Raw genomic sequence first — 25179 nt, forward strand, 5'->3', positions numbered from 1 at the left:
TTGACCATGTCATATAAAAAAGATATAAAGATCAAAAGTAATTTCACGAAAATTACGATCAGTCTTTCTTCGCCTGAAACGATCCTTGAACGTTCCAGCGGGGAAGTCCTGAAGCCGGAAACCATCAATTACCGGACCTATAAGCCGGAACGCGACGGTTTGTTCTGCGAGCGTATCTTCGGCCCTGTTAAGGACTACGAATGCGCCTGCGGAAAATACAAGCGTATCCGCTATAAAGGGATCGTATGTGACCGCTGCGGGGTGGAAGTGACAGAGAAAAAGGTTCGTCGCGAGCGTATGGGCCACATTCACCTGGTAGTTCCGGTAGCGCATATCTGGTACTTCCGCTCCCTGCCTAACAAGATCGGTTACCTGCTGGGCCTTCCCACGAAAAAGCTGGACCTGATCATTTATTACGAACGTTATGTCGTGATCCAGCCGGGTGTAAAGGCGGAAGACGGTATCCAGTATCTTGATTTCCTTACCGAGGAAGAATACCTTGACATACTGGACACGCTTCCCAAGGAGAATCAGTACCTGGATGACGATCATCCCGATAAATTCATTGCCAAAATGGGTGCCGAGGCGCTGGAAGACCTCCTTCGCCGGCTGAACCTGGACCAGCAATCCTACGATCTGAGACACCAGGCCGCCAATGAAACTTCCCAGCAGCGTAAGAACGAAGCATTGAAGCGCCTGCAGGTGGTAGAAGCATTCCGTGACGCCAATACCCGGATCGAGAACAGGCCGGAATGGATGATCGTACGGATCGTGCCGGTGATCCCGCCGGAACTGCGGCCCCTGGTACCCCTGGACGGCGGTCGTTTTGCGACTTCCGACCTGAACGATCTGTACCGCCGGGTAATTATCCGTAACAACCGCCTGAAGCGGCTGATCGAGATCAAAGCTCCTGAAGTGATCCTTCGCAACGAGAAGCGTATGCTCCAGGAAGCCGTGGACTCCCTGTTTGACAACTCCAGGAAGGTGAACGCGGTGAAAACCGAAGGTAACCGGGCGCTGAAGTCGCTTTCGGATATCCTTAAGGGCAAGCAGGGGCGTTTCCGCCAGAACCTTTTAGGTAAGCGCGTAGACTATTCCGGCCGTTCGGTGATCGTGGTAGGCCCCCAGCTTAAACTGCATGAGTGCGGCTTACCCAAAGACATGGCCGCTGAACTCTTCAAGCCTTTTATTATACGGAAGCTGATCGAAAGAGGAATCGTAAAAACCGTTAAATCGGCGAAAAAGATAGTAGACCGTAAAGACGCTGTGGTATGGGATATTCTTGAAAATGTCCTGAAAGGCCACCCGGTACTGCTGAACCGGGCGCCTACGCTGCACAGGCTAGGGATCCAGTCTTTCCAGCCAAAACTGGTGGAAGGAAAAGCCATTCAATTGCACCCGCTGGTTTGTACGGCATTCAACGCCGACTTCGACGGTGACCAGATGGCTGTTCACGTTCCTTTAAGCCATGCCGCGGTAGCTGAGGCGCAAATGCTGATGCTCGCTTCCCACAATATCCTGAATCCTGCCAACGGAACCCCCATCACTGTTCCTTCGCAGGACATGGTACTTGGACTTTATTATATTACCAAGGGCCGTAAATCAGAGGAAGGCCATCCCGTGAAAGGAGAAGGAATGACCTTATTCGGTCCGGAGGAAGTCCGGATTGCCTATAACGAGGGAACAGTTGACCTTCACGCCAATATAAAGGTGAAAGTGGACGTCCTTGAAAAAGGCGAAGCCGTTAACCAGATGATTGAGACTACCGTTGGACGCGTGTTGTTCAATGAAGTGGTTCCCAAGGAAGTTGGCTTTATTAACCAGCTGCTTACCAAGAAATCCCTCAGGGATATCATTGGCGAGGTAGTGAAGATAACAGGTATGGCGCGTACAGCCCAGTTCCTTGATGATATAAAGGAAATGGGATTCCAGATCGCGTTCAAGGGCGGGCTGTCATTTAACCTGCTTGACCTGACCATCCCTGAAGAAAAGCTGAAGCTTATCAATGGCGCTCAGGCCGAAGTTGAAGAAGTTTGGACCAACTATAACATGGGCTTCATCACCAATAATGAGCGGTACAACCAGGTGATCGACATCTGGACGCGTATCAACTCGCGGCTTACCGACAACGTGATGAAAATGCTGGCAACAGACAACCAGGGCTTTAACTCGGTTTACATGATGCTGGATTCCGGGGCCCGTGGTTCCAAAGAGCAGATTCGCCAGCTTTGCGGCATGCGTGGACTGATGGCCAAACCGCAGAAGTCCGGTTCAGGAGGGGAAATCATTGAAAACCCCATTCTGTCCAACTTCAAGGAAGGATTATCCGTACTGGAATACTTTATTTCCACGCACGGTGCCAGGAAAGGTCTCGCGGATACCGCCCTTAAAACGGCCGACGCCGGTTACCTGACCCGCCGTTTGCATGACGTGGCGCAGGATATGGTGATCAGCGAGAACGACTGCGGTACGCTTCGCGGGGTAACCACTTCGGCATTGAAAGATAACGAAGACATCGTGGAGCCTTTATATGAGCGGATCCTGGGCCGGGTATCACTGCACGATGTCTACGATCCTCTCAGCAATGAGCTGATTGTGGCTGCCGGCGATGAGATTGATGAGGATAAGGCGCGGACAATTGATTCTTCGGCTATTGAGTCAGTAGAGATCCGTTCCGTACTTGCCTGCGAATCGAAACGCGGAGCTTGTGCGAAATGCTACGGACGTAACCTTTCTACCGGGAAACTGGTACAGATCGGGGAAGCCGTAGGCGTTATCGCCGCTCAGTCCATCGGCGAGCCGGGTACCCAGCTTACGCTGCGTACTTTCCACGTAGGGGGTACCGCTTCCAACATTGCGGCTGAATCGCAGATCGTTGCAAAATTCAGCGGTAAAGTAGAATTTGAAAACGTCCGCACGGTGGACACCAAGAATAGTGAAGGCGCAGATGTGCGGGTAGTGATCGGGCGGTCCGGAGAATTACGGATCGTTGACGAGGGCCTGGGCAAAGTGGTGATGAACAATAATATTCCCTATGGGGCGCAATTGTTTGTCAAGGAAGGCCAGAAGCTTGAGAAAGGCGACCTTATCTGCAGCTGGGATCCGTATAACGCGGTAATGGTATCGGATTTCGCGGGTAAGATTGAGTTTGAATCGGTACTGGAAGGGGTAACTTTCCGGGAAGAATCCGATGAACAGACCGGGCACCGTGAAAAGGTGATCATCGATACCCGCGATAAGACCAAAAACCCTGTTATCAGCGTGATCGGGAAGAACGGCCAGGAAAAGTCCTATAATATCCCGGTGGGTGCGCATATCATTGTAGAGAACGGTGAGAATATCAGAGCCGGACAGGTACTGGTGAAGATTCCCCGCGCCGCCGGTAAAACAAGGGACATTACGGGTGGTCTGCCGCGGGTTACCGAGCTGTTCGAAGCACGGAATCCGTCTAACCCCGCTGTCGTCACCGAAATTGACGGTGTGGTAACGCTGGGCGGTACCAAGCGCGGCAACCGGGAGATCATTATTGAATCCAAGGACGGACAAACCAAAAAATACCTTGTTCCCCTTTCCAAGCATATCCTGGTACAGGATAATGACTTTGTAAAGGCGGGGACCTCGCTTTCTGACGGGGCCATTTCCCCGGCGGATATCCTGGCAATCAAAGGGCCGGGCGCCGTACAGGAGTACCTCGTGAACGAAGTACAGGAAGTATATCGTCTGCAGGGTGTGAAGATCAATGATAAGCACTTTGAAGTGATCGTACACCAGATGATGCAGAAGGTTACCATTGATGATCCGGGAGATACCCGCTTCCTGGAAAAGGAATCGGTCAGCAAGCTGGACTTCATGGAAGAGAACGACTGGATCTACGATAAAAAGGTAATTACCGAATCGGGTGACTCTCCCAACCTCAAGGCCGGCCAGATTATCAGCCTGCGCAAACTTCGTGATGAAAATGCGCAGCTGAAGCGGAAGGACCTGAAACTCGTAGAAGTACGCGATGCTCATCCGGCTACTTCCAGCCCCTTGCTGCAAGGGATTACCCGTGCATCTTTGGGTACCAAGAGCTTTATCTCGGCGGCTTCCTTCCAGGAAACAACGAAGGTACTCAATGAAGCAGCAATCAGCGGAAAGGCGGATACCATGCTCGGGTTGAAGGAAAATGTCATTGTCGGACATTTGATCCCGGCCGGAACAGGTATGCGTATCTATGATAAGCTGATTGTCGGCTCGCAGGAGGAATACGATCGCTTACTCGCATCGAAGCAAGAAGTAGAACAGGATTAAATCCCTGTGTTCCTAAAATAAAAAAGGCTGACCCCACGGGGCCGGCCTTTTTTTATTTCCTGCCCGGACAAGTCAAAATTTTGTTATTTTTAACGAAATGTAAACACAATACCATGGAAGAGAAAAACGAGACCCAGTTGAATATCGAGTTAACTGAAGAGGTAGCTGAAGGCGTTTATTCCAATCTTGCTATTATTACGCATTCCACTTCGGAGTTCGTCATTGATTTTATAAGGGTAATGCCCGGGGTTCCGAAGGCCAAAGTGAAGTCAAGAATCGTTCTTACCCCTGAACATGCCAAGCGCCTCCTGGGAGCCCTGAACGATAATATCCAGAAATACGAAGCCCTGAACGGGAAAATTGAAGTAAAGGAAGGGCCTCCTACCATACCCATGAACTTTGGAGGGCCGGTCGCGCAGGCTTGATTTTGGGCCGGGTGACCTTTAGCGAATGAGTGTTCCCTCCACGCGCAGCGGGCTATTTTTGTGCCCGGACTCGCTCAGGCGATTCTTGCGCAGCGGCGCAAGAATCAACATCGCTCGCTCCGGGCACGAAAATAGCGGGCTGCGCTGGCCCGCGCACATTTAGGCAGCACTCAACCCACCTCAGATTATCCTTGCGCCCGTTGAAGTAAGCGCATCGGGCCGCTCTCGCCCAAACTAAACCGTCCTCATGGATTCGAAAGTATGAGAATTAACCGAGTCAAACGGATAAGCCCCCGGCCTTTGTTTTTTTAACAGACCCGTGTTTCGGGGTTGCGGAGAGAGGCGGCCCAGCGCTTGATTAGCCTGGTCGTATTTTTGAACGGATTCGTGTGCAGGGGTGGGGGAGGCGGCCCAGGGCTTGATTGCGTCCGCAGCGAGCGATGTTGATTCTTGCGGCCCCCGCAAGAATCGCCTGAGCGAGTCCGGGCACAATCAACCCCCGCCGCCGCGCGCCGGCCTTACGCGCCGCTTGCAACCAGCAAAGGAATCTTCGAAAAGTCCCCGGCCCGAACCCAGATGACTTCCGGATCCCGTTTCAACCAGGTGACCTGCCTTTTTGCAAAGCGCCGGGTATTCCGCTTGATAAGTTCAACGGCTTCTTCCAATGAGATATGGCCATCGAAATATTCAAACAATTCGGCATACCCTACGGTCTCCAGGGTTTTCAGATGCCGGTAAGGATAGACCTTCCTGGCTTCCTCTACCAAGCCAGCGGACAGCATCGCATCTACCCTTGCATTGATCCGTTCGTACAGCAGGGAACGTTCAAGGTCAATGGCAAATTTCTGGATACGGAAGGGGCGGGGTTTGGCATTTTCTTTCAGGAAGGAAGAATACGGCTTTCCGCTCGAAATGAATACTTCCAGCGCCCTGATCACGCGCTGGGGATTGTTCAGGTCGATCTTTTCATAGTAAACGGGGTCCGCTTCGCGGAGCATTTCCTGCAGGGGGTGCAGGCCTTCCTCCCGGTGCTTCTGATTGAGCGCCTCTCTTGTTCCGGGGTTTACCCGGGGCAGCTCATCCAGGCCGCGGCAAACCGCATCGATGAACAAGCCCGAGCCGCCTGTGAGAATCAGCTGGTCGTGTACCTTAAAAAGCCGGGAAATGAGTTCCAGGGCTTCGGCCTCGAAACGGCCGGCGTTTAATTCCTCAAAAACGCTCCTGGATGCGATAAAATGATGGGGAGCGGCAGCTAGTTCGGTAGCGGAAGGTTGGGCAGTTCCAATTGGCAGTTCCCGGTAAAATTGCCGGGAGTCGGCGGAAATTATTTCGGTTTGATAGTGCCTGGCCAGCTCAATTGACAGGGCTGTTTTCCCCGATGCGGTGGGGCCCGAAATGACGATCAGTATTTTGGAACTCAAGGCATACGGCTAATAATCCTCTTCGTTATCTTCGAAGCCGATATCGTCTCCTTCCGCACCTTCGAATTCATCGTTATGTTCATCCGCTTCGGTTTCGTGTTCGTCCTGGTCTATGCCGAATTCTTCCAGGTCCATCTTGTTTTCGTCATCCGGTCCCAGGTCATCTTCTTCGAACTCATCACCTGGCGCCGGCGGCGCGGTAGTGACTATGAACTGTTTTGGCGCTTCCCCGGAGGATTTTACGCAATGGGGGTACGTGATTTTTGGATCGGCTTCAATCATAATGCGGATTAATTCCACCTGGAAGTCAAGCGGCTGTTCAAAATTAAAGATATAGTAAAATTTCTGATGAGGGTCATCGATAAACTTACTCAGTTTCGTGTCCTTCATCAGGTTCACACCTGCCGCTTTCTTTTTTTCACTGGGAAAAAGAGCTATTTCTTCTCCTTTATGCCATTGATCATTACTCACATAAAAAGAAGAAGCGTACTCTGCTTTATAGCCAATGGCCTGATGAATAGCATAGTGCAAATCTTCAAATGTCTGGTTGGACCGGATATCAATGTCCCGGAATCCATCATAATCCTCAAAAGCAACTCTAAAACGGTAAACAGCCATGTTTTTTGCTGATTTTTGCAAAAATAGAAAAAGATTGCTTATTTGCGTAAATACGGAAAAATGAATCGAATCGATCGCTTGTTTGGAATTTTGATCTTACTGCAATCCAAGAAGCATGCCAGCGTTGAGTGGATAGCAGGTAAATTCCGGATCAGCGAGCGCACCGTTTACCGCGACCTGAAAGCGCTTACTGAACTGGGCATCCCCCTTAGCTTTGAGCCCTACAAAGGATATTGTATTGTCCAGGGATACTTCCTGCCCCCAGTTTCCTTTAGCTCCGAAGAAGCAAACGCCCTGCTCCTCATGGAAACGGTAGCCTCCGGGTTTGCCGATAAGTCTATCAGAGAGCATTATACCAATGCCCTGAATAAAGTAAAGGCAGTTTTAAGGACCTCCCAAAAGGATAAGCTGGAGATACTTGCCGGGCAGATAAAAATACAGTTGCCGGCTTCCTACCAGCATGACTTTGAATATCTCTCGGAACTGCAGGAAGCGATTTCTTCCAGGGAGATCATTGAGATTGATTATAAGAATACCAGAGAGGAACAAAGCAAAAGGCAGGCGGAACCTCTCGGCCTTATCTTTTACGCCTTTAACTGGCACCTGGTTGCCTGGTGCCATCTCCGTTCGGGCTACCGGGATTTCAGGGTTTCCCGCATACTGAAAGTGAGTAAAACCGGACTTCCATTCAGGAAAACCGATCATATAGACCTTAACGATTACATGAAGACCTTACCGGTAGATTTTTGATCCTTCAGGATACTGTTTCCGCAAGCGGGATTCAGCCTGCCGCTGTTAAGCCCATTTCCCCGCCTATTTGACGTAACAAAGCCAGCGCCTCTTCCCGGTTATTGCGAATGTCGCCGTCAAGAATGGCTTCGCGAATCCTGTTTTTCAGAATGCCCACTTCCCGGCCCTCTTTCAGCCCGAATAATTCCATGATATCATGGCCGCTAACCGGGGGCTGCCAGTTGCGCATACGGTCCCTTTCTTCCACGTTCACCAGTTTTTGCTTTACGAGTTCAAAGTTTTGCTTGTACTTCTTTATTTTGTACTCGTTTTTGGTGGTGATGTCGGCATTGCAAAGGGTCATCAGGGAATCAATGTCATCACCGGCGTCATACAGCAGCCTGCGTACCGCTGAATCGGTCACTATTTCCTGTGCCAGTACTATCGGGCGGAGGTGCAGCGCGACCATTTTCTGCACAAATTTCATTTTTTCATCCTGCGGAAGGCGCAGCTGCCGGAAAATTTTAGGCACCATGCGGGCGCCCCGGTCTTCGTGTCCGTGGAAGGTCCATCCGGCCCTGGGATCAAAACGCTTGGTAGCCGGTTTGGCAATATCATGTAGAATGGCGGCCCAGCGCAGCCAGAGGTCGGTCGTATGTTCCGAGATATTATCAAGTACCTCCAGCGTATGATAGAAATTATCCTTATGCGATTTTCCTTTGATCGTTTCCACTCCCTGGAGCGCAGCCATCTGGGGAAAGATGAGCTGCAGCAGGCCGGTGTCGAATAAATGCCGGAAGCCGATGGACGGCCGGTCTGCAAGAATGATCTTATTCAGCTCGTCCGTAATCCGTTCCTGGGAAACAATACGAATGCGTTCACGCTGGCTCCTGATGGCTTCCAGCGAATGTTCCTCAATCCTGAAGTCCAGTTGTGCGGAAAAACGTATGGCGCGCATCATCCGCAAGGGGTCGTCTGAATAGGTTGTTTCAGGATTAAGCGGCGTACGAATGATCCTGGCCTTCAAGTCGTCCATTCCTCCGAAAGGATCGACTACTTCTCCGAAATAAGGCCCGTTCAGGCCAATGGCCATGGCGTTTATACTAAAATCACGTCGCTTCTGATCGTCTTCCAGGTTTCCGTCTTCCACAATAGGCTTGCGGGAATCATTCCGGTAGGATTCTTTCCGGGCGCCAACGAATTCCACTTCCAGGTCCTGGTAGCGCAGCATGGCAGTACCAAAATTCTTAAATACCGCCACCTTGCTGCCCGTCTTTTCTCCCACCTCCCGTGCGAAAGCAATGCCATTGCCAACGACCAGGATATCCACATCTTTGGAAGGACGCCCCAGGAACAGATCCCGGACGAAGCCGCCTATTACATAAACTTCCTGACCGGTTTCTGCTGCTGTTTCCGCGATAATAGCAAATACGGGATGTGAGAGGTGTTGCTGCATCCAGGCAAAAATAAGAAACCCCGCAAATATTCCTGCCCGTTTATTTACGGATCAGGGAATATTCGCCTCCCGGGCCGAGCCGGATGATTGTGGAGGGCCGGGGGGTTCCGGGTGTGGCCTCCTTTGCGGGGACCACGTAATCCACGCCTTTTATAAGTATTTCATCCACCTCCTCAAAGATCGCGGGCGCCGGCTGGCCGCTGAGGTTGGCCGAAGTGGAAACAATAGGATGTCGAAATTTTTCCAGGAGTTTACGGCAGAAAGAAGGCTGCCGCACAATCCTGATCCCTACGCTGCCGTCCTCGTTAATGACGCTGGACGCCAGGCGCCGGGCGCCGGGAAAGATGATGGTCAGCGGTTTCTCCGCATATTCGATCAAGTCATAAGCTACTCCGGGGACATCCCGGACGTACTGCTCCAGCTTATAATCGGCGTCGAGCAGTACGATAAAGCTTTTCCCTGCCGGCCGCTGCTTCAGCTGGATCAGCTTTTCAACGGCCTCTTCGTTGGTCGCGTCACAACTCAGTCCCCAGACCGTATCAGTAGGGGTGAGCAGGATGCCTCCGTTTTTCAGAACCTCCAGTGCCCGGTTCAATGCCTCCTGTGTAGGGCTTAATCCTTTCATGGCATGGTATTTAATAATTGCATCGGATCTATAAGACGTGCGCATTTAAAATGCCCTTCCGGGCATTCGCGGTAACCGTGCAGGCCGCAGGGCCGGCAATAAAGCGGCTCTGCCAGCTGGACAATATGTGAATTAGCGGATAGCGGTCCGTAGCCAAATGCCGGAACCGTGGAACAGTAAACCGCTGTCACCGGGGCATTCATTGCCGAACAAAGATGCATCGGGGCAGAATCGTTCACATAATTCATTACCGCGTCTTTTAACAGGGCGGCAGACTGAAGAAAGCTCAGCTGCCCGCAAAGGTTTCGCACGCTTTCCCGGCGGGTAAGCTGACGCAGGTCTTCACACAGGGCGGCATCCCCGCTTCCCCCCAACAGGTAAACCGGCAATTTCGGCGGAAGCAATTGGATGAATTCTATCCATTTATCAAGGGGAAATTGCTTGGTAAACCAAACAGAGGTGGGGGCAATGCAAATATAGGCGGAGCCTTTAAACGGCGCCACCGCATCAAAATCGGCATCAGAGGGATACAGCCGCGGCATTTCCGGTTCAAAGTCCGTAAAGCTTTTGACCAGGTCCAGGTTTCGCTCCACTTCATGTTTCGCATCTTCTCCGGTTCCGAAAACATGCTTTACCTTTTTTGTGAAAAGAAACGAAAGCGGGTTTTTATTGAATCCAATGCTGCGGCTGGCTCCGGAGAAAGCCGTTAATGCCCCCGTCGCGGCAAATCGCTGCAGGTTAATAACGGCGCTGTACTTTTTTCTGCGTATTTCACGAGAAAGGGAAAGCAAATTTTTGTATTTACCGGCTCCCTTTTCCCAGATCAGTACTTCGTTAAGAAAAGGATGGCCTTTTAATAACCCTTCATTTCCCTTCCGAAGCAGGAAATCTATCCGTGAATCAGGAAAATGCCTGTGTAGCTTTTCGATCAATACCGTAGCCAGGACAACGTCCCCTATGAACGCTGTTTGAATGATCAGGAAGCTTTTGCCAGCCTCCCGGCTTTTCGCCCGCCCGGTATTTTTTTCGATGATCCCGTTTAACACGTTAACAGCTTAGACAGCTACATTATATTCCCTGAGCGCATCGTTAAGGGAAGTTTTAAGATCTGTTGACGCTTTTCTGCGGCCAATGATCAGGGCGCAGGGAACCTGGAATTCCCCGGCCGGGAATTTTTTGGTATAGCTGCCGGGAATAACCACGGACCGTTCGGGAACCACTCCCTTGTATTCCACCGGTTCATCTCCCGTCACGTCTATGATCTTCGTCGAAGCTGTCAGTACAACATTAGCACCCAGAACCGCTTCTTTTTCCACCTTAACCCCCTCAACCACAATGCAGCGTGAGCCGATAAAGGCGCCGTCTTCAACGATCACCGGGGCAGCTTGTACAGGTTCCAGCACACCGCCTATCCCAACACCTCCGCTAAGGTGTACATTTTTTCCGATCTGCGCACAGGAGCCGACCGTAGCCCAGGTATCCACCATGGTGCCTTCATCCACATAAGCCCCGATATTTACATAAGAAGGCATCATAATAACCCCCTTGGCAAGGAATGCGCCATGCCTTGCAAGTCCGTGCGGCACTACGCGTACGCCCAACTCCTTAAAATTAGTTTTAAGAGGGATCTTGTCATGGAAAACAAAAGGACCGGTTTTTATTTCCCGCATTTCCTGCGTAGGAAAGTAAAGAATGACCGCTTTTTTTACCCAATCGTTTACATGCCAGGTATTCAGCACAGGCTCCGCCACCCGCAGGTCGCCTTTATCCAGGAGGCCTATTGTTACTTCGATTGCTTCAATGACGTCCGGGTAAGTCAGCATGGAACGATCTTCCCAGGCTTTTTCAATTTTTTCTCTTAATTCTACTTTCATGTTGCAACTGTGAAATCAACTATACTGCAAAGAACGCATTTTTTGTGCAGAATTTTATAATTGGTAAATTTGGACATGAGTGAAAAGGAGAAGTCCCGGATAGACAAATGGTTATGGGCTGTGCGTCTTTTTAAGACCAGGAGCCTCGCCAGCGAGGCATGTAAATCAGGTAAGGTAAAAATTAGCGGCAAAAGCGTAAAGCCTTCCCACGTCGTAAAGGTATCTGAAGAAATAAGTATTCAAAAAGGCGGATCAAAAAAAGTTGTCCGGGTAAAAGACCTCCTGGAAAGACGGGTAGATGCTGCAACCGCTGCCTTGTTTTTTGAAGACATCACGCCTCCGGAAGAAAATCCGGCTTTCCCTTCGGCCTTTCATACGCCCGTATTCAAACGTAACCGGGGCGCCGGCCGCCCCACCAAAAAAGAACGCCGGGAAATGGATCAGGTTCGTTCAAACGACAACTTTTAGTTTTTAGTTTTTAATTTTTAGTTTCTGGTTTAAAGTTCGAAGTTCAAAGTTCAAGGTTCAAGGTTCAAAGTTCAAGTTTTTGGTTTAAAGTTTCTGGTTTAAAGTTCAAGGTTTAAGGTTCAAAAGTTCCAAGTTCAAGGTTTAAAGTTCAAAGTTCCAATTTCAAGGTTTAAAGTTCCAAATTTGAGGTTCAATGTTTCTTGTTTGATGTTTTGGGTTTAGGCTTGACCCTTATGTGTTTTAGTTGTGCGCGCTGAGATTTACAGTTGAGCTACAGGCTGTGCGAAGTCAGTAGAAATACGTCTAAAAACTAAAAACGATAAACTAAAAAATATGACTCCCGTTTGTTGCGGACATTAGTCACAAGGCATGCGCCTAAAAACTAAAAACTAAAAACGATAAACTAAAAACTATGACTCCCGTTTGTTGCGGACATTAGTCACAAGGCATGCGCCTAAAAACTTTGAACCAAAAACAGTAACTGCGTAATTAGGACATACGCCTAAAAACTAAAAACTAAAAACTTTAAACTTGGAACGTTAAACCTTGAACTTGGAACGTTGAACTAAAAAAGTTTATTTTTTCTCTTTCGCATAAGCGGCATTCAGTCCGTTCAGTACCTCGTCGGTTACGTCCAGGGTGGAGTCGGCGAATAGTACGGCATTATTGCTGCGGCTGTAGGTTAATACAAATTTATAGTCGTTCAGGCCGGCGTATTCCTGGAGGAATGCCTGTACTTTGCTATGCAGCTTATCGTTCGCATCCTGTTCGGCTTTCATCAGGTCCTGGCTTACCTTCTGCTGGAAGGCCTGGAGTTCCTGCTGGGCTTTCCCGAGGTTTTGTTCCGTACTCTGGCGTTCGCCCGGCGTCATGGTAGCTGCATTTTGCTGGTAATTGCTCACCTGTTTCTGAAAGTTGCCTGTCCGGCTGCTTACCTGGCTTTCCAGGGACTTTCCTTGCTTTTCAAGTTCTGCCTGCAGGTCTTTAAAGAATTGGTATTTGGCAAGGAGTGTATCGGAATTTACATAAACAATAGCATCTGCTGCAGGAGGAACCTGCTCAGGGGCAGGATTGCCGCCTGAGGGGGCCGGCTGATTACAGGAAGCCATTATAATTGCCAGGAAACTCATTGTCATTATACCTCGCCCGGAGATTATGCGCTGTCCGGAGATCATCTTTTGCATCATTGTTTGCGTTTTTATGTCCTGCGATGTTACACTTTTTCCACTTCTTTTTGAAATCGCCGCTGTAATTCTTTTAAGCCGGTTGCGAGCCGCCTCAAAAATTATGCACAAATGTGGATAGCGTGCCGGAATATTTCAATTTTAGGGTAAAAATCGTTATTTTTGTATAATATATGTACAAATAATGAGCGAAACAACAATCAATAGATCAGACTATTCGGCAGATAATATACAAGTTCTTGAAGGATTACAGGCTGTGCGGAAACGACCAGCCATGTATATCGGAGATGTTGGTTTTAAAGGGCTTCACCACCTGGTTTACGAAGTGGTCGACAACTCCATTGACGAGGCCATGGCCGGGTACTGCGATGAGATCTTTGTAACTATTCATAAGGATGAATCCATTACCGTACGGGATAACGGCCGGGGTATTCCTACGGGCATGCACCAAAAGGAAGGCCGTTCCGCGCTGGAAGTGGTAATGACCGTGCTTCATGCCGGCGGAAAATTCGATAAGGACACCTATAAAGTATCGGGTGGATTACACGGGGTAGGGGTTTCCTGCGTAAATGCGCTATCTACTGTACTTCGTGCGGAGGTGCATCGTGAAGGAAAGATCTACGTACAGGAGTATGACAAGGGAATCCCGAGGTATGATGTGAAGGAAATCGGTGAAGCGGACGACACGGGTACCATTGTTACATTCTGGCCGGACGACAGCATCTTTATTACCACCGAATACAAGTACGATACGCTGGCTTCCCGCCTCCGGGAACTTTCCTTTTTAAATAAAGGGATAAAGCTTAGCATAACCGATGAACGGGAAGAAAGAGAAGACGGGTTTTTGAGCGAAACCTTTTATTCCGAAGGCGGGTTAAAGGAGTTTGTAAGCTACCTGGACGGGACAAGGGAACCGCTGATACCCGAGCCTGTTTACATGACCGGCGAAAAAGCCGGCACCCCCATTGAAATTGCGCTGCAGTATAATAGCACCTATAATGAAAACGTACACTCCTATGTAAATAATATTAATACCATAGAGGGTGGAACGCATGTTGCCGGATTCCGGAGGGGCCTTACGCGTACCCTGAAGAATTATGCCGAAAAATCAGGCCTGCTGAAAAATGCCAAAATAGAGATCACCGGTGACGATTTCCGGGAAGGGTTGACCGCAGTCATTTCCGTGAAGGTCCAGGAGCCGCAGTTTGAAGGCCAGACCAAAACCAAGCTTGGAAATAACGAGGTGACGGGCGCGGTGGATACTGCCGTTGGCGAAGTGCTGGGTATTTACCTGGAGGAACATCCGAGGGAGGCCAAAATGATCATCAATAAGGTGATCCTGGCGGCTACTGCCCGGCAGGCTGCGAGGAAGGCCCGCGAAATGGTCCAGCGGAAAAACGTGCTTTCGGGTACCGGATTACCCGGCAAACTGGCGGACTGTGCCATTACCGATCCTGCTCAGTGCGAATTATTCCTGGTGGAAGGGGACTCGGCAGGCGGAACAGCCAAACAAGGCCGTAACCGCGACTTCCAGGCTATCCTGCCGCTGAAGGGAAAGATCCTGAACGTGGAAAAGGCGATGGAACACAAGATCTATGAGAACGAGGAAATAAAAAACATATTTACGGCTTTAGGGGTAAGCATTGGTACTGCTGAAGACGACAAGGCGCTTAATCTCGATAAGCTCCGTTATCACAAGATCGTGATCATGACCGACGCCGACGTGGACGGATCACACATTACCACGCTTATCCTGACTTTTTTCTTCCGTTATATGAAGGAGCTGGTGGAGTTCGGGTATGTTTACATTGCCACGCCGCCGCTGTACCTGGTAAAAAAAGGAAAAGAACAGGAGTACTGCTGGACCGATGAACAGCGCGACCAGGCCATCCAGCGCCTGAAAGGCAATGGCCGTGAAGAAAGCGTGGGTGTGCAGCGTTATAAAGGTTTGGGAGAAATGAACGCCGAGCAGTTGTGGGATACCACCATGAACCCGGAAACACGGACCCTGCGACAGGCGACCATTGAAAATGCCGCCGAGTGCGACCATGTATTCTCCATGCTGATGGGCGATGAAGTAGCGCCGCGCCGTGAGTTCATTGAGCGTAATGCCAAATACGCCAAGATCGATATTTAAACTGGCTGGCCTTACTGCTCATACCAGATATAAAGTACGTCGCTTCGTTCATAATCCGATTCGAGCTTGATCCGCTGGCGGCCTTTCCGGTCTTCCACAACCATCAGTGCCGTATTCGGGGGAATGCGGCCGAGATTATCGGCGTAAAGCAACAGCTTGGCAGGCTGCGCCGTATACCCGACCCGGAGGTGAAGTATGATTGGTTCCTTGTTGATCAATTGCCGGTCAACTACTTTCTCTTCGTTAAAATAGACGGTTACCGTATCGCCGTCCAGTATCTGGTAGTCTACGATCTTCACCACGATGTCCGGGCTCCGGACCGTGACCTGGTTTCCTGCTTTTAAAGATCTTCCTCCCGGAACAGGGAGGCTTTCGGCCGAGGGGCCGGAAAGAGCGGATGCTGAGTCGCCGGCCTCCGGAACGGGTAAAGCCACGGTGATCAGCGTATCATCCAGCGGAGGGCGTACATTTTCAGGAAGCAATTGGGGAATATGCGGCGTTTTGCTGAGGTATACTTCTCCGGGAACGCAGGCTTCGCCGTCTGTTATGCCTACCCCGGCCCATTCACCTTCCAGGTATTCGACGCTGTCGGCTTTACGGTAGGTCAGCGCCATTCTTTTGATGCAGACTACCCATTGTGGAGGTGTCTTTTTTTCGAGAACCAGCCCTTCCTGCAGAACGATCCGGCCGGCCTCTTCAAAAAAACCATAATAATTGAATTTAGCGACAACGTCCTCCTTGTAGTAAGCAAAGGAAATACCGGAAAGTTCTTCGTTCTTTTGAAGGATCTCCAGCTCAAAGGCATACTCGCTGGCGTATCCCCCCGGTCCCTGCGTGATCTTCCCATACCATTTTCCAGAAAGATCCTGGCTTACTACCTTAGAAGGTATAAAAAAAACCGCAGCGATGAAGACCAGTAACTTCACAACCTGGCCGTTTTGGTTTAGCCTCTATGAAGTTACTGATCTTTTTTTGGAATATCAAAATTCTGTTTTCCTGAGAGTTAGGGTTTGACTTTCGTAATCGATCAGGGCTTTGTATTCATGCAGCAGGTCGCTGCCAATAACACCCAGAACCTGCTCCAAACCCAGCTTTTGATAAGCCTGGTTAATATGCGACAGGTCCAGTACCGCCACTTCGAAATCAGGAATACAAAAATCACCCACTTTCAACTCCGCAATGACCGCCGTGAAACATTGCATGGAATTAGTTCCCAAGCCGGTTGACAGCCGTTCGGCAGCCGGGAACTCTTCCTGGCTCAGCAGCTGTGACAGCAATTGCATGTCAAAAGCCGTTTTGGAAGCTCCGGTATCCAGGATGGCCGTTTCACGCCGGCCATTAATGCTGATCTCCAGTTTGGGATGGAACCCATCGCCCTCAAGGCTGAATATGTTAAGCGCTATGGTTGTTGAAATCATTTATTCATGTTGTCCAATACCTTCATCACTTCCTTCACCGCTTTGGACGATTCATTCAATAAAGCTTTTTCGTCTTCATTCAACTGCAATTCTATGATCTGTTCAATTCCCTTGCGGCCCAGTTTTACCGGAACGCCCAGGTAAATATCTTGCTGGCCGTATTCGCCCTGCAACCAGGCACAGCAAGGGAAAATGCGTTTCTGGTCCCTTACTACGGCTTCCACCATTTGTGCGGCAGCAGCACCCGGCGCATACCAGGCCGATGTGCCCATAAGGTTCACCAATTCGCCGCCGCCGGATTTAGTGCGCTGAACGATCGCTTCCAGTTTTTGGCCGTCAATGAGTTCGGTAACGGGAATACCGCCAACCGTCGTGTAGCGGGGAAGGGGTACCATGGTATCGCCGTGGCCGCCCATCAGCACAGCCTGGATATCCTTGGGAGAGCAATCCAGGGCTTCCGCCAGGAAGGCCCGGTACCGCGCTGTATCAAGAATGCCTGCCATCCCGAATACGCGGTGGGAGGGAACTCCCGCAGCCAGGAAGGCGCAATAGGTCATCACGTCAAGCGGATTGGAAACGATGATGATGATAGCCTCCGGGGAATGCTTTATAATATTTTCGGTGACCGAACGTACAATTCCTGCATTGGTAGCGATCAGGTCGTCCCGGCTCATGCCCGGCTTGCGGGGAAGCCCGGAGGTGATCACAACTACTTCGGAGCCCGCAGTTTTGGAGTAATCATTGGTAGATCCGGTAATACGGGTGTCAAACATATTGATAGGGGCCGTTTGCCACATGTCCAGTGATTTCCCTTCCGCCACTCCTTCTTTAATGTCCAGTAAAACTACTTCATTAGCCAATTCCTTGTGTGCAATCACATTGGCGCAGGTAGCACCTACATTGCCGGCACCTACTACAGTTATTTTCATTTCGTTCGTAAATTAAATGGGTTATTAGAAAACCCGAAAGTAAGGATTTTGGACGGATATTAAAAAGGATAGCCGATGGCAATATTAAAGACCAGGTTCTCCTTTCGCCAGTTTTTATCGCTGAAATCCACCTGGTCAATTACCCATCGCTCACCCTCGGGCAGCCAGGGCTTCCGCAGCGGAAAGGCCACATCCAGCCGTACCACGAAAAAGGAAAGATCTACGCGTAATCCCAGCCCGGTTCCCACGGCGATCTCTTGATAAAAGTTGCTGCTGAAAGCCGCCCCGGGCTTCAGAGGGTCTTCCCGCATTAACCAGATATTACCTGCGTCGGCGAAGATCGCTCCTTTCAAAGCGCTGACCAGGTCAAAGCGCAGTTCGGTATTCGCCTCCAGTTTGAGATCGCCTGCCTGGTCAGGGAAAAAGCTGCCGGGCGTTTCCTCCCCGCTGTTTTCAGCGCTTGTTTCCGCATCATAGCTGCCCGGACCAAGCGAGCGCGCACGGAAAGCCCGCAGACTGTTGCTGCCGCCTATAAAAAACTGTTTTACGAATGGAAGGCTACTGGAATTTCCATAAGGCTGGCCTGCCCCAAGTATCAGCCGGTTGGCCCAGGTAAGGCCGTCATTGATCTTATAATAACTGCGGGCGTCAGCTTCCGCCTTTATATATTGTGAGAAAGGGGTCCTGAAAATGGTTGCCTGGTCGGTGGGAGAGTTCTTTCCGGTAAACAGCCCGGCGATGTTTCCTGAAAGATCAAGCATTCCCTGGAAATAAAAATTATGACGGCGTTCTGTTTCCAGCTGATCGGTATATGTAAAGGAATAATTGGCGCCGAGGATAAACTGCCGGTCGAAACTATTCCGGAGCGTCGGGTCGGCTCTTTTCAGGGAATCAAAGAGCGGCGTGGTATTGAATGGCTGGACAAACGTAATGGAGACCGGGTTCAGGGTGTGTTCTTTCCGGGAGCTTTCTTTCCAGATATAACCAAAGGAAAAACGGTAGGAATTGATGGAATAATAATTGGCACGGTTGCGGAGTTCATAAGCGCCCGTAAAGCGGGTACGCGGAACATAAGCGCCGGTACTGCTGACATAAAAAGGGGTGATGAACCTGGGGTACTGCAGGTCAACTTCTGCTCCCAGGAAATAGGAGCCACCCCCGGTCCGGGACTGCTGTCCGCTTGTCTGAGTTTCAAATCCGCCGGTGAGATTGAGTTGCAGCTGCTCAGCGCCTCTGAATGCGTTCCGGTGCAGCCAGCCTACCGATACCTCGGATCCCACGAAGTTGTTGGATTTGGAGGTGCCCGAAAGCTTGGCGTTCAGTGATTTTTTCGGCATCGGAGTCAGGTAATAGGACACGTCCAGCCGGTGCCTGCTTTCCGGCTGCACTTCGGTAAACTGGTTCTTTACAAATTTAAAGGTACCCAGGTGAACGAGCCGGTTCAGCGAAAGATTATGGTCTTCCAGGTTATATATGTCCCCGGTTTGAAAAAACATGGTTCGCCGGAATACATGGGTCTTGAACTTCTCTTTCGGATCGAAAATATGGAACCCGTGGTAAAAAACCGTATCGCCCTGAAGCCGCGTAGTGTCTTCCTGAAGGCTGTAATCAGGATAAATATAAATATTGTTGATCCGGTAGACCTCCCTGGCCTTCCGGGGGGCGTTCTCTTTGACGCGGACATAAAGTTCCACATCGCTGCCGCCTTGCGTACTATCGGCTTTTACGATCAGGTAGTCCGGGTTGAAATAGTAGAATCCATGTTCTTTCAGGTATTTGTCAATTCGTTCCCGTTCTGCCTTGATGGTGGTAAGGTCGTAGGGTTCGCCCAACTTTAACAAAGTTTCAGCCGTGTCTGCGCGGATCGCTTTGGCAAGCGCGCTGCTGTCGGCCGGAAAGCCTACTTTGCTGATCATATACCTGCTGCCGGGCGCCAGCGTATAGGTAAGGCTCGCTTTTTTTTCGGCCACGCTGCTGTCTACCTGGCTTTCCGCTTTAAAGTAACCCTGGTTTTGCAGGGAATTCACCAGAATGTTCCTGTTCTTTTCAATATCTACAGAGCTGTACAGCACCGGCGGTTCTCCCATTTTTTTCTTTATAAAGGCAGCCGGGCTTTTTTCCTTTTTAGGATTCCCGGCAAGATTGTAAAAGAATAATTTAAGCCGCATGCCCAGGAATTTGCTGTTGGGCAGCGGTCGTGTAAGGTCCGATAATTCGTCTTCCAGCCTTTTCTTTTCTTTCCGCGGCAGCTGTTCCCCTTCCACCTGTACTTCCGCTCCCGTATACAGTTTTTCTCCTTCCGGTAAATGCTTTAGATTGCTGCAGGATGCAAAACATAAAATACATAGCAAAAAGGCGACGGTTTGTAGTTTTTGGTTTGTAGTTTTTAGTTGGTCGTTGCCGGTTTTCGGGGTGCGGCGAGTGGGATAGTTTTTGGAAACTGTGAGCCAAAAACTATGTATTAATGACCGCTGACGGTTATTTTTGGAAGAGTTCTTTAAATTCATCATAATCCAGAGAGATGATAAAGCTTAATCCGGTTTCAATGATCTGGCCCTCGATCACGCCTTCATATTCATTCTGCCGGTAAGCGCGAAGGAGGTACCTGCCGTCTCTTGACAACTGGTAGTCCACAGAAACATCGCCGGCTATGGTGCTGGCCTGGCCGCGGGTTTCCTGTCCTTCCAGCCCGAAGCTGCTGCCAACGTTTACTGTGATGCGGTCATTGAGCAGGCTTTTGGACAAGCCCACGTTCAGGTCGGTGCGGTCAACTTTCTGCCCGGTGGAATAATCCTCCGTAGATTCGAGGTCGAAATTGAGGTCAACACCGGCAATCAGGTCGCCGGCGAGGCGGTTCAGCTGCGCACTCAGCAGTTTGCTGACACTTTGACGGGCGAGGGAGGAAACGCTGGAGCCGCCTGTGCTTTCCAGTGGGTTCTCCGCTACGAAACGATTCAGGACCAGCAGGGCGAAAACCTGCTTATTGAGGTCGGATTCCTGAAGCTGCAGCTGCTGCAGCTTCGCATAAACAATGCCGCCGTGCGCTTCCCTTTCTTTTTCAGGGAGGTCAATATTGAAGGATATCTGCGGCTTCATGAGTTCTCCTTCCATATGCAATTCTACCTGGAAAGGAAGTGTTTGCTTGAAGGTATTCTTCTGGGATTGCGACATGTTTGTCAGCTGATCCTGTACCAGTTCCAGCGGAGCTGTCTCGGCAACATATACTGCGGTAATGTCCACATCGGCAGAATAAGGATCACCCACCCACGTAATATAACTGCCCTCGCTGATCTCAAACCGCCGCCTGATCAGGTTAAAGGAAAGCTCGTAGGAGCCTTCACTGATCTCGTACCTCCCGGTAAGGTTAATAACGCCGTTCGGGTCAATACTGGTACTCAGTGCCGCATTTCCTTTGACTTTCAGGTTGTCCCCGTTCACGGGATCCACGATAATGGTAAACTGGGCCTCCTCATCCACTTCCAGGTCGGCGCTCAGGTTAAGTCCAATGATACCGGCTTCCGCCTTCAGCGTATCCGCCTGAAGCGTGTCCGGGGGAGCGTCCATATCCACGAATTCCACAACTCCCTCCCGTTCCTGCACCCCCGGTTCATCCGAGGGGAGTATCATGGTCAGATCTGTTTTTTCATTTACACGAAGATAGGCGTCCACTTCCGGGTTATCCAGGCTGCCCCGGATGCTGATATCCGAATCAAGGTAAAGCTGGCCGTAGTACAGTTCGTTGTCGCCTTCCCGGGTATTGATGGCCCGGAAATTGGTGGTTTTCAGGTGCAGGTCGAAACGATAATCGCTGAAGTCAGTAGTTAAAATGTCGCCGTCCAGGACCGCCTTGTTCTTCATGGAATCCAGCAGCGTGAACCCCCTGAAGCCGATTCCTTCTTCGGTTAGCGCAATAGTTTCGTCTTCGAGGAAGAGCGGCGAATTAATATAAGTAGGGGTAAAGGCGACTTCCTTGAAAGACAGCCCTCCCAGAACGCTGGGCTTCTCCATATTCCCGGTGATATTGAAGCTGCCTTTCAGGCTCCCGCTCGCCTCGCTTATCTGGCCGAATGAAAAGGCTTCTACGGTAGCCATATCCAGGTTGAGAATGTCCAGGGCCAGGTCAAAGTTATTGCCGTTCACAGGTTCGGGATAGTAATAGCCTGCCAGGTTCAACTGGTTATCATCGCCTTTAATAGAAATGTCCGCCGCGTAGGCATTTTCTTCTTCATTATTCATCTTTAGGCTAATGTCGCCTACCGTGTCCCTTCGAAAGCTGAAATCGCTGACCAGCAGATCGGAAACAAAAACCATGCTGCTGTCGGAATTGCTGATAAGGGCGCTGCCGTTCAGTTCCCCGCCTATCGCCAGGGAATCCTGCTGTGCTATCCGGGTAAGCGTGGACAACTCAAAATCGTTAAAACTGACTTCCAGCGGCGCCCCGGGCTGGTATTCCCGGCTGTTTACCATCAGGAACTGGTCCCCTTTGGACAGCCGGATAGTCCTGGCGTAGTACCCTGAATCGCTGTAGTAAAAAAGATGGTTATTTTGGATCGCCCATTTCTCGTAATCCAATAGCAGTTCGCCAGGATTAAAGCGAAACATGTAGGCATCTTCTTCCGCGGTCAGTGTTCCTCCTATCCGGTAACGCTCTTCCATGTCCGTGTTACGCGTCACCAGATGAATGCCTGCATGATTCCCTGCCAGCTGACCGTCCAGACTGGTGTTTACTACTTGTATGGCGGGATTGTAGAATCTCTTTATCCAGAGATTGTAATCAATGCTTGTGTCTGCGGTGTTGACCGTCAGCTGAACGCTGTCGATCTCATTGGAACCGTAGCGGATGCCTGGCGCAATGGCATTAAGCTGCAGGATATTTGCCCGGTTATCAAAATGGGCGTCAATACATATGGTATCCAGCCGGCTGAGTTCCGGGAGCAGCTCGTCCAGCACCGGGGGATGGAAAATGCGGGCGGTCAGGGTCAATTGCTGCACGCTCGTATCCGCCAAAGCCGGCTCGTTTTCCGCATCGGATTTAACTGTTTCCCGGGAGGCGCGGGCGGCAAGCGCGAGTGAATCTTCCGCTGCGGTCCTGAAATACCGGTTAACGTGCGCTATCATGGAGGGTACCAGCCCCCCGGTGCTAAAGTTCCCCGCCAGGTTCGCCCTCAGGAATTCCGAGTTCAGGTCTATTGTTTTAAGACTGTCGCTCGCGCTTGCACGAAAACGGATGGTATCTATGCGGTAAGCGCCGCTGTCGAGTTGCATGGACAAATCATTCACCGAAACGGTTCCGTTCAGGTAATCCGGGTCGGCTGTCGGAAGATCAGCGGCCAGCGTCATGCTCAGCTGCAATTCCTTCTCATACAGGTTCAGGGCGCGTAGGTCAAGGGTATCGAGCTGCAATTCCAGGTTTAGCGAAGGATACGTTCCTGATAAGTCGGCTGAAGTATTCAAGCTGAAATGAAGATTGGGATCCTGCATGCCGGCCCGCGCCTGCAGTTGCTGGTTGCCGACAGCCCCTTTCAACTCCAGGTTCTTGTATTCATAACCATTATATTCCGCTTTTTGCAGACGGCCTTCCAGGCGGGCATCGGCCGTTTCAACGGTGGTCCCGCTTCCTTCCAGTGCGGCGTTGAAGCTTACTCTTCCAAGCGTATCTTCCTGCCTGAGAAGGCGCCCCAGGTCAAAATCCGTCATACTCAGCCGGGCCTGGTATTGCTCCCGGCCTTCTCCGGCTCCCGGCGCCATGCGTCCTTCAGCGTGTATATTTCCATAGCTGGAGCGAAGCAGCGCCTTCCCGGTGAAGTCATTCATGCTGCCCTTAAAGGCGCCTTCCAGTGAAAGCGAAGCAGGCAGCCGAAGCGAAGAAGGGAGCATGCCCGGGCCCGCCAGCCTGAGGATATCTTCCCTTCCCGAGGTCATGTCCCGGAGCTGAATATCAAACCATGCCTTTTCCATATCCGGAAGGCCTTTCAGCCGGGCGGACGCGGCCAGGTACGTTTTGTCAAGGGTGGCTAATTCCAGGTTTTCGATCTCAAGATCATCCAGCCTGCCGCGGGCAAGGCCGTCAATTTCGATAAAACCATTGCGCGTAGATTTAAAAGGTTCGTATTCCAGCAGGAATGGAGCCAGCAAAAGGATGTCTGCATAACTCAGGCGGCATTCCGGTAAACGGGCCTCAATAGCCAGCCTTCCCGGGTTTTCCGAAACTGCTTCCAGGGAGGGGTAGCCAATTTTGATCTCTTCCCGCAGCAGGCTGCCGGCGGTTTCGAGATAAAGCTTTTCAAGAGAGGCGCCCCTGGCGGTATAGAGAAAATCGGTGCGGAGCGTTTTTAAGGTAAAGCCGCTTTTTTCTACGAAGGAAGCTTCTTTCAGGCTGCCTGCCAGCTGATCCGGGGAGTAAAGGAAGTCCCGGAGGTCCAGCCGGAGGCCTTTCACATCCATGTGCATATAATCCATCCCGGCCGGCTGCAGCGGAGCTGAATCGTCATCAAAACGAAGGCGGGTATTGCTCACCTGCAATTCCTTTACCGTCGCCTTCCAGCCGGAATCAGCCGAGAGAGTTTCCGTTGCCGCAGCCGCAATCCTTGCGGAATCCGCAGGGCCGGGCGTTCCCGCTGCGACGCTGTTAGTATTTTTGACAGCTGCCTGCCTGGGCGTCATTGCTGCCTGGCCGGGCGTCCCGGGCGTCGTTGCTGCCTTGCCGGGCGCCGCCGTCTGTCCTTCCGCAGCCATCTCTGCCGCTGCTGCTTGCCCGGATGCAGTTTCCCGGAATGCAAGCACAGCCAGCGAGCTGTCCAGGCGAACGGTTCCCAGTTCTGCCTGCTGCCGGAGCAGATCAAATTCCAGTGAGGATAGATCCAGCCGTCCCAGTCTTACCCGGGTTTCCAGGCCACCGGCTTCGTCCTTATAGAACAGCCGGAGGCCCGCGGTTTGGGTTTCCTGCGCGGCGAACCTCATTTCAGCGATGTCGGATTCGTTAATCCTTGTATTAAAGTGGCCCAGGGAAACTGCCGCTTCCGAAGAGAGTGTTTTGTCCAGGTAATCCAGCCGGATATTATTCAGGGTAATTTCTCCCAGGGAAATGATCAGGGGAGTGGCCGAGGTATCCTGCAATTCCGGCGGAGTTTCTTCTGTTTCGAAGGCTTCGGTAATAAAATCAAAATTGAAGGAGCTGTCAGCTTCGCGGCGAATGTTCGAGTAGAGATTTTCCACCCGCACTTCGTTAATTTTAATCTCGTTTTGCAGTAACCTGAACGGGCTGATATCCACGAAAAGCTGACCCGCCGCCAGCAAAGTATCCTCTTGTCTGTCTTCCAGGTAGACGTCTTCAATCAGCAGGGTGTTGGGAAGGCCCAGCCGGATATGGCCGATAGCTACTTCGGTTTGAAATTTTTCCTGAAGGTAGCCCACTACTTTCTTCCTTCCGAAATCCTGCACTGCGGGTATTTGTATGACCAGAATTAGCGCCCCAGCCAATAGAATGACGCTGGCTACAACCCATAAAATTACCTTAAAAGCGATGCTGATTCCTTTTTTCAAAATGTTTTATCCCGGACGTACTGCGAATATCTTAACAAAATACGTGCTGAACTGTTGAAAAGT

Annotated in this window: 17 protein-coding genes; 5 read left to right on the forward strand and 12 right to left on the reverse strand. The window is 50.8% G+C overall.

All coding sequences use genetic code 11. The features are described from left to right. The first annotated feature begins 6 nt into the window (after positions 1 to 6). Both rpoC and FRZ59_RS08320 read left to right on the forward strand, forming a co-directional pair. Complete coding sequence (gene rpoC, locus FRZ59_RS08315; RefSeq protein ID WP_132129452.1) at positions 7 to 4290, forward strand: DNA-directed RNA polymerase subunit beta'; 4284 nt, start codon at positions 7 to 9, stop codon at positions 4288 to 4290. Positions 4291 to 4403: 113 nt separating this feature from the next. Next, the gene (locus FRZ59_RS08320) at positions 4404 to 4715 is read left to right on the forward strand and encodes a DUF3467 domain-containing protein (RefSeq protein WP_132129453.1); all 312 of its coding nucleotides are present in this window, start codon (positions 4404 to 4406) and stop codon (positions 4713 to 4715) included. 518 nt (positions 4716 to 5233) lie between these two features. Here FRZ59_RS08320 and miaA read toward each other — a convergent pair. Both miaA and FRZ59_RS08330 read right to left on the reverse strand, forming a co-directional pair. Beyond that, positions 5234 to 6136, reverse strand: a complete 903-nt coding sequence (miaA, locus tag FRZ59_RS08325; RefSeq protein ID WP_132129454.1) for a tRNA (adenosine(37)-N6)-dimethylallyltransferase MiaA — start codon at positions 6134 to 6136, stop codon at positions 5234 to 5236. Positions 6137 to 6145: 9 nt separating this feature from the next. Further along, positions 6146 to 6754, reverse strand: a complete 609-nt coding sequence (locus FRZ59_RS08330; protein ID WP_132129455.1) for an IS1096 element passenger TnpR family protein — start codon at positions 6752 to 6754, stop codon at positions 6146 to 6148. A 60-nt stretch (positions 6755 to 6814) separates the two neighbouring features. On the opposite strand from FRZ59_RS08330, the gene FRZ59_RS08335 reads away from it, so the two are divergent. Then, positions 6815 to 7504: a helix-turn-helix transcriptional regulator gene (locus FRZ59_RS08335; protein WP_132129456.1), complete on the forward strand. Its 690-nt coding sequence runs from the start codon at positions 6815 to 6817 to the stop codon at positions 7502 to 7504. A gap of 31 nt (positions 7505 to 7535) precedes the next feature. On the opposite strand, the gene FRZ59_RS08340 is transcribed toward FRZ59_RS08335, so the two are convergent. Genes FRZ59_RS08340 through FRZ59_RS08355 form a run of 4 tightly spaced genes read right to left on the reverse strand, consistent with a single transcriptional unit; the run spans position 7536 to position 11438 of the window. Further along, on the reverse strand, positions 7536 to 8939 hold the full coding sequence (locus tag FRZ59_RS08340) for a CCA tRNA nucleotidyltransferase (protein WP_132129457.1): 1404 nt from the start codon (positions 8937 to 8939) through the stop codon (positions 7536 to 7538). 40 nt (positions 8940 to 8979) lie between these two features. Continuing rightward, positions 8980 to 9564 (reverse strand): L-threonylcarbamoyladenylate synthase, encoded by a 585-nt coding sequence (locus FRZ59_RS08345; RefSeq protein WP_132129458.1) that lies wholly within the window; start codon positions 9562 to 9564, stop codon positions 8980 to 8982. Then, complete coding sequence (locus tag FRZ59_RS08350) at positions 9561 to 10610, reverse strand: glycosyltransferase family 9 protein (protein WP_207910294.1); 1050 nt, start codon at positions 10608 to 10610, stop codon at positions 9561 to 9563. The genes FRZ59_RS08345 and FRZ59_RS08350 overlap by 4 nt, the downstream gene beginning before the upstream one ends. A gap of 9 nt (positions 10611 to 10619) precedes the next feature. Then, the gene (locus tag FRZ59_RS08355) at positions 10620 to 11438 is read right to left on the reverse strand and encodes a 2,3,4,5-tetrahydropyridine-2,6-dicarboxylate N-succinyltransferase (protein WP_132129459.1); all 819 of its coding nucleotides are present in this window, start codon (positions 11436 to 11438) and stop codon (positions 10620 to 10622) included. 75 nt (positions 11439 to 11513) lie between these two features. Between FRZ59_RS08355 and FRZ59_RS08360 the strand changes: the two genes are divergently transcribed. Then, positions 11514 to 11906, forward strand: coding sequence for an RNA-binding S4 domain-containing protein (locus tag FRZ59_RS08360; protein ID WP_132129460.1), 393 nt, complete (start codon positions 11514 to 11516; stop codon positions 11904 to 11906). Positions 11907 to 12481: 575 nt separating this feature from the next. Here FRZ59_RS08360 and FRZ59_RS08365 read toward each other — a convergent pair. Further along, positions 12482 to 13093: an OmpH/Skp family outer membrane protein gene (locus FRZ59_RS08365; protein ID WP_132129461.1), complete on the reverse strand. Its 612-nt coding sequence runs from the start codon at positions 13091 to 13093 to the stop codon at positions 12482 to 12484. A 181-nt stretch (positions 13094 to 13274) separates the two neighbouring features. On the opposite strand from FRZ59_RS08365, the gene gyrB reads away from it, so the two are divergent. Continuing rightward, on the forward strand, positions 13275 to 15227 hold the full coding sequence (gyrB, locus tag FRZ59_RS08370) for a DNA topoisomerase (ATP-hydrolyzing) subunit B (protein WP_132129462.1): 1953 nt from the start codon (positions 13275 to 13277) through the stop codon (positions 15225 to 15227). 11 nt (positions 15228 to 15238) lie between these two features. Here the strand turns inward: gyrB and FRZ59_RS08375 are convergent, their stop codons facing one another. The 5 genes from FRZ59_RS08375 to FRZ59_RS08395 form a co-directional block, all read right to left on the reverse strand. Then, a complete protein-coding gene (locus FRZ59_RS08375; RefSeq protein WP_132129463.1) occupies positions 15239 to 16153 on the reverse strand; it encodes a hypothetical protein in 915 nt (304 codons plus the stop codon). A gap of 54 nt (positions 16154 to 16207) precedes the next feature. Continuing rightward, on the reverse strand, positions 16208 to 16645 hold the full coding sequence (locus FRZ59_RS08380; protein WP_132129464.1) for a retropepsin-like aspartic protease: 438 nt from the start codon (positions 16643 to 16645) through the stop codon (positions 16208 to 16210). After that, complete coding sequence (gene mdh / locus FRZ59_RS08385) at positions 16642 to 17574, reverse strand: malate dehydrogenase (RefSeq protein ID WP_132129465.1); 933 nt, start codon at positions 17572 to 17574, stop codon at positions 16642 to 16644. Before mdh ends, FRZ59_RS08380 begins: the two co-directional genes overlap by 4 nt. Positions 17575 to 17633: 59 nt before the next feature. Next, a complete protein-coding gene (gene tamL / locus FRZ59_RS08390) occupies positions 17634 to 19925 on the reverse strand; it encodes a translocation and assembly module lipoprotein TamL (protein WP_225975244.1) in 2292 nt (763 codons plus the stop codon). A gap of 127 nt (positions 19926 to 20052) precedes the next feature. After that, complete coding sequence (locus tag FRZ59_RS08395; protein WP_132129466.1) at positions 20053 to 25116, reverse strand: translocation/assembly module TamB domain-containing protein; 5064 nt, start codon at positions 25114 to 25116, stop codon at positions 20053 to 20055. Positions 25117 to 25179 lie beyond the last annotated feature (63 nt).

The sequence above is a fragment of the Anseongella ginsenosidimutans genome, assembly GCF_008033235.1.
Lineage (GTDB): Bacteria > Bacteroidota > Bacteroidia > Sphingobacteriales > Sphingobacteriaceae > Anseongella > Anseongella ginsenosidimutans.

Bases quoted from the DNA above. Each gene is read 5' to 3' on its own strand.
- rpoC (WP_132129452.1), top strand. From the start codon at position 7: ATGTCATATAAAAAAGATATAAAGATCAAAAGTAATTTCACGAAAATT.
- FRZ59_RS08320 (WP_132129453.1), top strand. From the start codon at position 4,404: ATGGAAGAGAAAAACGAGACCCAGTTGAATATCGAGTTAACTGAAGAG.
- FRZ59_RS08330 (WP_132129455.1), bottom strand. From the start codon at position 6,754: ATGGCTGTTTACCGTTTTAGAGTTGCTTTTGAGGATTATGATGGATTC.
- FRZ59_RS08335 (WP_132129456.1), top strand. From the start codon at position 6,815: ATGAATCGAATCGATCGCTTGTTTGGAATTTTGATCTTACTGCAATCC.
- FRZ59_RS08340 (WP_132129457.1), bottom strand. From the start codon at position 8,939: ATGCAGCAACACCTCTCACATCCCGTATTTGCTATTATCGCGGAAACA.
- FRZ59_RS08345 (WP_132129458.1), bottom strand. From the start codon at position 9,564: ATGAAAGGATTAAGCCCTACACAGGAGGCATTGAACCGGGCACTGGAG.
- FRZ59_RS08355 (WP_132129459.1), bottom strand. From the start codon at position 11,438: ATGAAAGTAGAATTAAGAGAAAAAATTGAAAAAGCCTGGGAAGATCGT.
- FRZ59_RS08360 (WP_132129460.1), top strand. From the start codon at position 11,514: ATGAGTGAAAAGGAGAAGTCCCGGATAGACAAATGGTTATGGGCTGTG.
- FRZ59_RS08365 (WP_132129461.1), bottom strand. From the start codon at position 13,093: ATGATGCAAAAGATGATCTCCGGACAGCGCATAATCTCCGGGCGAGGT.
- gyrB (WP_132129462.1), top strand. From the start codon at position 13,275: ATGAGCGAAACAACAATCAATAGATCAGACTATTCGGCAGATAATATA.
- FRZ59_RS08380 (WP_132129464.1), bottom strand. From the start codon at position 16,645: ATGATTTCAACAACCATAGCGCTTAACATATTCAGCCTTGAGGGCGAT.
- mdh (WP_132129465.1), bottom strand. From the start codon at position 17,574: ATGAAAATAACTGTAGTAGGTGCCGGCAATGTAGGTGCTACCTGCGCC.